This window comes from Bradyrhizobium sp. WSM1743 (assembly GCF_000473065.1).
Lineage (GTDB): Bacteria > Pseudomonadota > Alphaproteobacteria > Rhizobiales > Xanthobacteraceae > Bradyrhizobium.
Window position 1 is genome coordinate 26992 of the sequence record NZ_AXAZ01000082.1, and the last position, 7434, is coordinate 34425.

The following is a 7434-nucleotide window of genomic DNA, read 5'->3' on the forward strand; positions in this document are numbered from 1 at the left end:
CCATGGCTCTCGCCGCGCACGCACGCATATCTGGTTTCACTCCCCGGCTATTGTCTCGTCCGCGCCTCCAAGCTCCCCAAGGCTCCGTTCGAGTTCGCCGAGCATCTCCTGCAATTCGGCGAGCTTGCGGGCGCCAAAGCGTCGCGTGATCTCGGCATAGATCGCCTCCGAGGTCGGCGCCACCGAGGCCATCAGCTTCACGCCCTCCTTCGAGATCGAGACCATGCTGCGGCGCTGGTCCGCTTTCGCCGTCTTGCGCTCGATCAGGTTGCGCGCCTCAAGGTCGCGCAGGATGCGCGACAGGCTCGGTCCGAGCAGGAACGCCATGCGCGCGAGTTCCGTGACCTCGGCGGCCTCGATGGAGGCGAGCGCGCGCAGGATGCGCCATTGCTGCTCAGTCAGGCCATGCTCGCGCAGCGAGGGACGGAACTGCCGCATCACCGCTTCGCGGGCCCGCAGCAGCGACATCGGCAGCGAGCGCGAGAAGTCGCGCATCGGCACCTGGCGCGCGGCAGGCGCGCTTCCGTTGGCGGGATCGGCGGTTTTCTTCGTCATGACGCCCCTTCAGGCCGTAAATGTTTGCGGTGCAGCAAGCCGAAATTGTGTTTGACGCATTAACTTAACATGTTAAGTATCTCCGGGCACCACGATTTGTAAGATGACGAATGGCGCTTTCCAACGACGATATCCAGGCTTGCGCGAGACGTCTGCACCAGGCGGAGAAGACCCGCACGCAGATTCGGCAGCTCTCGCAGGATTTCCCTGACATCAGCATCGCCGATGCCTACGCGATTCAGAAGGCCTGGGCCGACGTCAAGATCGCGGAGGGACGCGTCGTCAAGGGCCACAAGATCGGCCTGACCTCGAAGGCGATGCAGAGCGCGCTCAATATCGACGAGCCGGATTCCGGCGTGCTGCTCGACGACATGTTCTTTGCAGATGGCGGAATCATTCCGACCGAGCGTTTCATCGCAACGCGCGTCGAGGCCGAGCTCGCCTTCGTCATGAGCAAGCGGCTCGCCGGCCCCGACTGCACGATGTTCGACGTGCTCAAGGCCACCGACTTCGTCGTACCGGCCCTGGAGATTTTGGACACAAGGATCGAGCGCGTCGATCCCAAGACGAAAGCAACGCGAAAAATCTTCGACACCATCGCCGACAATGCCGCCAATGCCGGCATCGTGCTCGGCGGACGGCCGATCCGTCCGCTGGATGCAGACCTGCGCTGGATCGGCGCGCTCTGCTTCAAGAACGGCCAGCTGGAAGAGACAGGTCTTGCTGCCGGCGTGCTCAATCATCCTGCGACTGCGGTTGCATGGCTCGCCAACAAGATCGCGCCGCTTGGGCTCGCGCTGGAGGCGGGTCAGGTCGTGCTCGCCGGCTCCTTCATTCGTCCGATCGAGACCCGCAAGGGCGACACAATTCAGGCCGACTATGGCGCCTACGGCTCGGTGAGCTGCTACTTCGCTTAAGGCGAACAAGAAGACAGGGAGTGAAACCGCGATGCCGCATTTCACGATCGAATATTCGGCTAATCTCGACGGCCGCCTCGACATCGGCGCGGTGTGCGAGGTCGTGCGCAAGGCGGCGGTCGAGACCGGCATCTTCCCGCTCGGCGGCATCCGCGTTCGCGCGGTCAGGTGCGAGCACTATGCGATCGCTGACGCGCGGCCGGACTACGGCTTTCTCGACATGGTGCTGCGCATCGGCGAAGGCCGCGACCTGCCCACGCGCCAGAAAGCCGGCGAGCACGTCTTCCAGGCGCTCTCGAGGCATCTCGATCCCGTCTTCGCCGCCAGCAAGTTCGCTTTGTCCTTCGACATGCAGATCAACGACAAGGACGTGAGCTGGAAGCGCAATAACATCCACGACGCCCTGAAAGTGGAGGCCGCCCATGGATAAGCCCACCCCGAAAACCGACGTTTTTCAGGCCAACCGCGACCGCGTCGCGCCGCTGTTGAAACAACTGCGCGCGGACGGCATTGGCCACATGATCGACGGCAAGACCGTCGCCTCGATCTCCGGCGAGACGTTCGAGACCAGATCGCCGGTCGATGGCGCCGTGCTCGCCAGCGTCGCACGCGGCAATGCCGACGATATCGACGCGGCGGCAACGGCTGCGGCGATCGCCTTCAAATCCTGGCGCGACATGGGGCCGGCGATGCGGCGCAAGCTGCTGCATCGTGTCGCTGATGCGATCGAGGACAACGCCGAGGACATCGCGGTGCTCGAATGCGTCGACACCGGACAAGCCTATCGCTTCATGGCCAAGGCCGCGATCCGCGCCGCCGAGAATTTCCGCTTCTTCGCCGACAAATGCGCCGAGGCGCGTGACGGCCTCAACACGCCGAGCGACGAGCACTGGAACATCTCGACCCGCGTGCCGATCGGCCCCGTCGGCGTGATCACACCGTGGAACACGCCGTTCATGCTCTCGACCTGGAAGATCGCCCCGGCGCTGGCCGCCGGCTGCACCGTCGTACACAAGCCGGCGGAGTGGTCGCCGGTGACGGCCTCCATTCTGGGAAGGCTCGTCAAGGAAGCCGGCGTGCCCGACGGCGTGCTCAACACCGTGCATGGTTTTGGCGAGGAAGCCGGAAAGGCATTGACGGAGCATCCCGCCATCAAGGCGATCGGCTTCGTCGGCGAGAGCGCGACGGGATCGGCCATCATGGTTCAGGGTGCGCCGACCTTGAAGCGCGTGCATTTCGAGCTCGGTGGCAAGAACCCCGTGATCGTGTTCGACGATGCCGATCTCGACCGCGCGCTCGATGCCGTCGTGTTCATGATCTACTCGCTCAACGGCGAGCGCTGCACCTCGTCCAGCCGCCTGCTGATCCAGCAGAGCATTGCCGAGACATTCGTGGAGAAGCTGACCGCGCGCGTGAAGGCGCTCAGGATCGGCCATCCCCTCGATCCCGCCACCGAGATCGGGCCGCTGATCCACGAGCGGCATCTCGCCAAGGTCTGCTCCTATTTCGACGTCGCCCGGCAGGACGGCGCGACGATCGCAGTGGGCGGCAAGGCCTATGACGGGCCGGGCGGCGGACATTATGTTGAGCCCACCTTGGTGACCGGCGCGCACGGCAAGATGCGGGTGGCGCAGGAGGAGGTGTTCGGCCCGTTCCTCACCGTGCTGCCCTTCAAGAACGAGGCACAGGCGATCGAGATCGCCAACGACATCCGCTATGGTCTCACCGGCTATGTCTGGACCAACGACGTCGGCCGCGCACTGCGCGTCGCCGATGCGCTTGAGGCCGGCATGATCTGGCTGAACTCGGAAAACGTCCGCCACCTGCCGACACCGTTCGGCGGCATGAAGGCCTCAGGCATCGGCCGCGACGGCGGCGACTATTCGTTCGACTTCTACATGGAAACCAAGCACGTCTCGCTGGCGCGGGGCACGCATAAGATTCAGAAGCTGGGAATTTAACGCTTCGTCGTTTCGGGGCGCGAAGCGAACCCGGAACCTCGAGATTCCGGGTTCGGCTCTCCGAGCCGCCCCGGAATGACGACTGAGCCGAGGGGAAACGCACATGCCCGTACCGCAACACATCTTCGAGCCGCCGTTCAACATCATCCGCTCCAGCCATGTCGTGCTGGACGTGACCGACCTGAAGCTGAGCCGCGAGTTCTACGAGACCACCGTCGGCATGCATGTCGAGGATGCCGACGACAACGTCGTTTACCTTCGTGCGGCGGAAGAGCACCAGCATCATTCGCTGGTGCTGCGGAAGGCGGCAGCGCCCGCCTGCGCCCGGCTCGGCTTCAAGGTCGGCAACGACGGGGATCTCGACAAGGCCGCCGCATTCCTCTCCGAGAACGGCCTAGCTTACGCCTTCGCCGATCAGCCGTTCCAGGGCCGCACGCTGCAATTCACCGATCCTTTCGGCTTCCAGATCGAGCTCTATGCGACGATGGACCGCCGGCCGCATCTCTTGCGCCGCTACGATCTCTATCGCGGCTGCCATCCACAGCGGCTCGATCACTTCAACGTCTTCGCCGCCGAGGTGCAAGACACCGTCGATTTCTATGCGCGGCTCGGCTTCCGTCTCACCGAATATGCCGAGGAGGACGGGCCGAACGGGCGCATCGCCGCGGCCTGGATGCATCGCAAAGGCAATGTCCACGATTTTGCCATCACCAACGGCAAGGGCCCGCGCCTGCATCACTTCGCCTACTGGACGCCGACGGCGATGAACATCATCCATCTCTGCGACGTCATGGCTTCCCAAGGTTTTGTGAAGAACATCGAGCGCGGCCCGGGACGTCACGGCATTTCGAACGCGTTCTTTCTGTATGTCAGGGATCCCGACGGACACCGCCTCGAGCTTTACACCAGCGATTATTTCACCGGGGATCACGATCACGAGCCATTGCGCTGGTCCCTGCGCGATCCCCGCCGCCAGACGCTGTGGGGCGCACCGGCACCGCGCTCCTGGTTCGAGCAGGGCTCGCCGTTCACCGGGCAAGCGGTGCGTGAGCCGAAATTCGTGGCCGACGTCCTGGTGGCCGATTGATGATCCTGCCTCGCCTCGCCACCTATTCCGTCAAGGGTGTTACCCGCTACGGCGCCGTCGTGGACGGCGGCATCATTGATCTCTCGGCGCATTACGCCAAGAACTATCCGACCCTGAGCGAGGTGATCGCGGCCGGCAAGCTCGTGAGCCTTGCAGAGGAAGCCGCGGGCCGCGCACCGGATCATGCGCTTGGCGATATTACCTGGCTGCCACCGGTGCCGGCGCCGGAAAAGATCATCTGCATCGGCGTCAACTATCCTGACCGCAACGCCGAGTACAAGGACGGCCAGGACGCACCGAAATATCCGAGCATGTTCATGCGGAGCCCACGCTCCTTCGTCGGCCACGACACGCCGCTGGTGCGTCCGCGCGCCTCACACCAGCTCGACTACGAGGGCGAGATCGTGTTGGTGATCGGCAAGCAGGGCCGGCACATTCCGGAAAGCGCCGCGCTCGACCACATCGCCGCGCTGACGCTGTGCAACGAGGGCTCGGTGCGCGACTGGCTGCGTCACGCCAAGTTCAACGTCACCCAGGGCAAGAATTTCGATTCCAGCGGCAGCCTTGGGCCGTGGCTCGTATCCTACACTTCGGAAACGCAGATCGCGGACATTCGTCTCACCACGCATGTCAACGGCGAGCTCAGGCAGGACGATCGCACCAGCCGGCTGATGTTTCCGTTCCGCTACCTCATCAGCTATATCTCGACCTTCGCAACGCTCGTCCCCGGCGACGTCATCGTCACGGGCACGCCGACCGGCGCGGGTGCGCGGTTTGATCCGCCGCGATACCTCAAGCCGGGCGATGTTATCGAGGTCGCGGCCGAGGGTATCGGACACTTGCGCAACGGCGTCGTCGACGAAGCCTGAACAATCATCGAAGTGGAATAGCCAAATGACCACCCTCACCGGCGGCGAAGCGATCGTAAGCGGACTTGTCGCCCACGGCGTGGACACCGTATTCGGCCTGCCCGGCGCGCAGGTCTACGGCCTGTTCGACGCTTTCCACCAAGCCCAGCTCAAGGTGATCGGCGCGCGGCATGAGCAGGCCTGCGGCTACATGGCATTCGGCTATGCGCGCTCGAGCGGCCGGCCCGGCGTGTTCAGCGTGGTGCCCGGTCCTGGCGTGCTCAATGCCAGCGCCGCACTGCTGACTGCGTTCGGCTGCAACGAGCCGGTGTTGTGCGTCACCGGCCAGGTGCCGACGCCGTTTCTCGGCAAGGGCCGCGGCCATCTGCACGAGATGCCGGACCAGCTCGCGACCTTGCGCACCTATGTAAAATGGGCCGAGCGCATCGAATATCCCGGCAACGCGCCGACGGTGGTGGCGCGCGCGTTCCAGGAGATGATGTCGGGACGGCGCGGCCCTGCCTCGGTCGAGATGCCCTGGGACGTCTTCACCCAGCGCGCGGATACGGCAGCCGCCCAGGTGCTGGAGCCGCTGCCCGCGCCGCTGCCCGATCCAGATATGATCAAGCAGGCGGCAGCGCTCATCAAGACCGCCAAGGCGCCGATGATCTTCGTCGGCAGCGGCGCGATCGACGCGCGCGAGGAGATCCTCGAGCTCGCCGAGATGATCGATGCGCCCGTCGTCGCCTTCCGCAGCGGCCGCGGCGTCGTCTCCAATGCGCATGAGCTCGGCTTGACCATGGCCGCCGCCTACAAGCTGTGGCCGAACACCGATCTCATGATCGGCATCGGCACGCGGCTGGAGCTGCCGACGATGTCGCGCTGGCCGTATCAGCCCGCTGGCCTGAAGAGCATCCGCATCGACATCGATCCGGTCGAGATGCGGCGGTTCTCGTCCGACACCGCGATCGTCGCCGATGCCAAGGCCGCGACTGCCGACCTCGCCGCCGCCGTCACCAAGGTGGGTTACAGCAAGACCGCCGGCCGGCGCGGCGCGATCCGCGAAGCCACCGCCGCGGCGCAAGCCGAGATCCAGCGCATCCAGCCGCAGATGGCGTATCTGAACATCCTGCGCGAAGTGCTGCCGGCGAATGCGATCGTCACCGATGAACTGTCCCAGGTCGGCTTTGCCTCCTGGTACGGCTTTCCGATCTACCAGCCGCGCACCTTCATCACCTCGGGCTACCAGGGCACGCTCGGCTCGGGCTTTCCGACCGCCCTTGGCGCCAAGGTCGCGAACCCCGATAAGCCGGTGGTCGCCATCGCTGGCGACGGCGGCTTCATGTTCGGCGTGCAGGAGCTCGCCACCGCCGTGCAGTTCAACATCGGCGTGGTGACACTGGTGTTCAACAACAACGCCTATGGCAATGTCCGCCGCGACCAGCGCGAACGTTTCGACGGCCGCGTGGTTGCATCGGACCTCGTCAATCCGGATTTCGTCAAGCTCGCGGAGTCCTTCGGCGTTGCGGCTGCGCGCGTCACGACGCCGGATCAGTTCAAGGCGGCGATGGAGAAGGCGCTTGGCCACAGCGGGCCGTATCTGATTTCGGTCGAGGTGACCAGGGATTCCGAGGTCAGCCCGTGGGCGTTCATTCACCCGCCGAAGCCGTAATCGAGACATCGTCGATCCGGCCTCTTCCCTTCTCCCCTTGTGGGAGAAGGTGGATCGCTGACGCGAAGCGGCAGCGAGACGAATGAGGGGTCTGTCTCCGCGGATAGAGACCCCTCATCCGCCTTCCCTTCGGGAATGTCCAGCGGATGGAAGGGTAACAAAACAGCCCGGATGGATAGGTAACAATCGTTCATGGTTCGGTCCGCTGCGGCGCTGCGCTAGCGCAGCGCCGCAGCGTCGATGTTTTCTGATCGATGATGCCGATCGGCACGTTGAAGAAGCGCACTTGCCATTGCCCATCGGCGGTTTCCTCTACGGCGACTGTTTCACCAGCGAGAGCGCTGCAAAGGTGGATGAGCTCGCCACGCCATTTGATCTCGCCGTTGGAGCGGAC

7 protein-coding genes and 1 pseudogene are annotated in these 7434 nt (G+C 64.3%); 6 read left to right on the forward strand and 2 right to left on the reverse strand.

Annotated features, from left to right (window positions below; genetic code table 11):
- Nucleotides 1-36 precede the first annotated feature (36 nt).
- Complete coding sequence (hpaR, locus tag YU9_RS0133095; protein ID WP_027576619.1) at nt 37-555, reverse strand: homoprotocatechuate degradation operon regulator HpaR; 519 nt, start codon at nt 553-555, stop codon at nt 37-39.
- Between the two features lie 110 nt (nt 556-665).
- On the opposite strand from hpaR, the gene hpaH reads away from it, so the two are divergent.
- The 6 genes from hpaH to YU9_RS0133125 all read left to right on the forward strand — a co-directional run bounded on the left by hpaH (nt 666) and on the right by YU9_RS0133125 (nt 7040).
- The gene (gene hpaH / locus YU9_RS0133100; RefSeq protein ID WP_027576620.1) at nt 666-1472 is read left to right on the forward strand and encodes a 2-oxo-hept-4-ene-1,7-dioate hydratase; all 807 of its coding nucleotides are present in this window, start codon (nt 666-668) and stop codon (nt 1470-1472) included.
- Nucleotides 1473-1503: 31 nt separating this feature from the next.
- Entirely contained in the window at nt 1504-1902 is a 399-nt protein-coding gene (locus YU9_RS0133105; protein WP_027576621.1) for a 5-carboxymethyl-2-hydroxymuconate Delta-isomerase, read from the forward strand.
- Nucleotides 1895-3433 (forward strand): 5-carboxymethyl-2-hydroxymuconate semialdehyde dehydrogenase, encoded by a 1539-nt coding sequence (gene hpaE / locus YU9_RS0133110; RefSeq protein WP_027576622.1) that lies wholly within the window; start codon nt 1895-1897, stop codon nt 3431-3433. Before YU9_RS0133105 ends, hpaE begins: the two co-directional genes overlap by 8 nt.
- Nucleotides 3434-3536: 103 nt before the next feature.
- Complete coding sequence (gene hpaD / locus YU9_RS0133115; RefSeq protein WP_027576623.1) at nt 3537-4520, forward strand: 3,4-dihydroxyphenylacetate 2,3-dioxygenase; 984 nt, start codon at nt 3537-3539, stop codon at nt 4518-4520.
- Nucleotides 4520-5389 (forward strand): fumarylacetoacetate hydrolase family protein, encoded by an 870-nt coding sequence (locus YU9_RS0133120; RefSeq protein ID WP_027576624.1) that lies wholly within the window; start codon nt 4520-4522, stop codon nt 5387-5389. Before hpaD ends, YU9_RS0133120 begins: the two co-directional genes overlap by 1 nt.
- Nucleotides 5390-5414: 25 nt before the next feature.
- A complete protein-coding gene (locus tag YU9_RS0133125; RefSeq protein WP_027576625.1) occupies nt 5415-7040 on the forward strand; it encodes a thiamine pyrophosphate-dependent enzyme in 1626 nt (541 codons plus the stop codon).
- A 190-nt stretch (nt 7041-7230) separates the two neighbouring features.
- Here YU9_RS0133125 and YU9_RS49345 read toward each other — a convergent pair.
- A pseudogene (locus YU9_RS49345) lies at nt 7231-7434 on the reverse strand (integrase); the annotation flags it as partial.

Bases quoted from the DNA above. Each gene is read 5' to 3' on its own strand.
- hpaD (WP_027576623.1), top strand. From the start codon at position 3,537: ATGCCCGTACCGCAACACATCTTCGAGCCGCCGTTCAACATCATCCGC.
- YU9_RS0133105 (WP_027576621.1), top strand. From the start codon at position 1,504: ATGCCGCATTTCACGATCGAATATTCGGCTAATCTCGACGGCCGCCTC.
- YU9_RS0133125 (WP_027576625.1), top strand. From the start codon at position 5,415: ATGACCACCCTCACCGGCGGCGAAGCGATCGTAAGCGGACTTGTCGCC.
- YU9_RS0133120 (WP_027576624.1), top strand. From the start codon at position 4,520: ATGATCCTGCCTCGCCTCGCCACCTATTCCGTCAAGGGTGTTACCCGC.
- hpaH (WP_027576620.1), top strand. From the start codon at position 666: ATGGCGCTTTCCAACGACGATATCCAGGCTTGCGCGAGACGTCTGCAC.
- hpaR (WP_027576619.1), bottom strand. From the start codon at position 555: ATGACGAAGAAAACCGCCGATCCCGCCAACGGAAGCGCGCCTGCCGCG.
- hpaE (WP_027576622.1), top strand. From the start codon at position 1,895: ATGGATAAGCCCACCCCGAAAACCGACGTTTTTCAGGCCAACCGCGAC.